1 protein-coding gene is annotated in these 1,791 nt (G+C 33.4%); it reads right to left on the reverse strand.

The genetic code is table 11. From position 1 onward, the window contains the following. On the reverse strand, window positions 1-1,791 hold a 1,791-nt coding region (locus HMPREF2953_RS11500), incomplete at both ends, for a DUF1542 domain-containing protein (protein ID WP_176746045.1).

A 1,791-nucleotide genomic window follows, 5' to 3' on the forward strand; every position in this document is an offset into this window, starting at 1 on the left:
CATCAATTGCTTGTCTTGCTTCTGATTTTTTAACTACTGTCGGCTGAATATTATTTATCATTGTAGTGCTATTTTGTTCAACTTGATCTACGTCATTATTTGTTTTTGCTTGATCAATTCCATGTTTTGCTTTTATGACTTCTTCGTCAACTTTTGATTTCGCTGCTTCTTTTTCTTCTGTCGTTGCATCAGGTGTTTGATCAATGATGGCTTTCCTAGTTAATGCAATTTGATCAATAGCATTCTTAGCTGTCTCTTTTTTTACAACTTCTGGCTGAATGTTATTTATAGCAACAGTTCCTCTATCTTTTGCTTGATCTACATCACTATTTGTTATTGCTTGATCAATACTATGTTTTGCTTTTGTAACTTCTTCGTCAACTTTTTGTTTTGCTGCTTCTTTTTCTTCTATTGTCGCATTTGATGTTTGATCAATATTATTTTTTTTAGCTCTTGCTACTTGATCAATTAACGTTTTAGCTGCAATTTTTTTAATAATATTGGGTTGGATATTATTAATTGCTATTGTGCTATTATGCTCAACTTGATTCACATCATTATTTGTAACTGCTTGATTAATGTTACGTTTTGCTTTTGTTACCTCTTCATCAACTTTTGATTTCGCTGCTTCTTTTTCTTCTGTCGTTGCATCAGATATTTGATCAATGATGGCTTTTTTGATTTTTGCTTGAGTATCTATACCTCGTTTTGCTTGTTCTTTTTTAACTATATCTGGTTGGATATTATTTATTGATGCCGTACTATTATGTACTACTTGATCTACATCATTATTAGATAAAGCACGATTAATATTATTTCTTGCTTCTGTTGCAGCTTCGTCTACTTTTGATTTCGCTGCTTCTTTTTCTTCTGTTGTTGCATCAGGTGTTTGATCAATGATGGCTTTTCTAGTTAATGCAATTTGATCAATAGAAGTCTTAGCTGTCTCTTTTTTTACAACTTCTGGCTGAATGTTATTTATAGCAACAGTTCCTCTATCTTTTGCTTGATCTACATCACTATTTGTTATTGCTTGATCAATACTATGTTTTGCTTTTGTAACTTCTTCATCAACTTTTGATTTCGCTGCTTCTTTTTCTTCTGTTGTTGCACCCGGTGTTTGATCAATCGCTTCTTTTTTAATTCTAGCTACTTCATCGATTGCAGTCTTTGCTGCTATTTTCTTAACTATATTTGGTTGAATATGACTAACTATTGTAACACCATCTTCTTTTGCTTTGTCAACAGCTTGATTTATTTCTGTATGATTAATATTATTTTTTGCTTCTACTGCAGCTTCGTCTACTTTTGATTTTGCGGCTTCTTTTTCTTCTATAGTTGCATCAACATTATTGTCGATCTCTGTCTTCTTATTAATAACTTCATTATCAATTGCTTGTCTTGCTTCTGATTTTTTAAGCACATCTGGTTGGATTGCATTGATTGTAGTTGTACCATTTGTTTTTGCTTCATCGACACCTGAATTATTTATTGCTTCATTGATATGGCCTTTGGCTTCCGTTACTGCTTGGTCTACCTTCGCTTTGGCTGCCTCTTTTTCTTCTGTTGTCGCATCTGGTGTTCGATCAATCGCTTCTTTTTTAGCTCTTGCAATATCATCGATTGCTTGTCTTGCTTCTGATTTTTTAAGCACATCTGGTTGGATTGCATTGATTGTAGTCGTACCATTTGTTTTTGCTTCATCCACATCTGAATTAGTTATTGCTTCATTAATATGAGCTTTGGCTTCCGTTACCGCTTGGTCTACCTTCGCTTTGGCTGCCTCTTTTT

The sequence above is a fragment of the Staphylococcus sp. HMSC072E01 genome, from assembly GCF_001814125.1.
Classification (GTDB): domain Bacteria; phylum Bacillota; class Bacilli; order Staphylococcales; family Staphylococcaceae; genus Staphylococcus; species Staphylococcus hominis.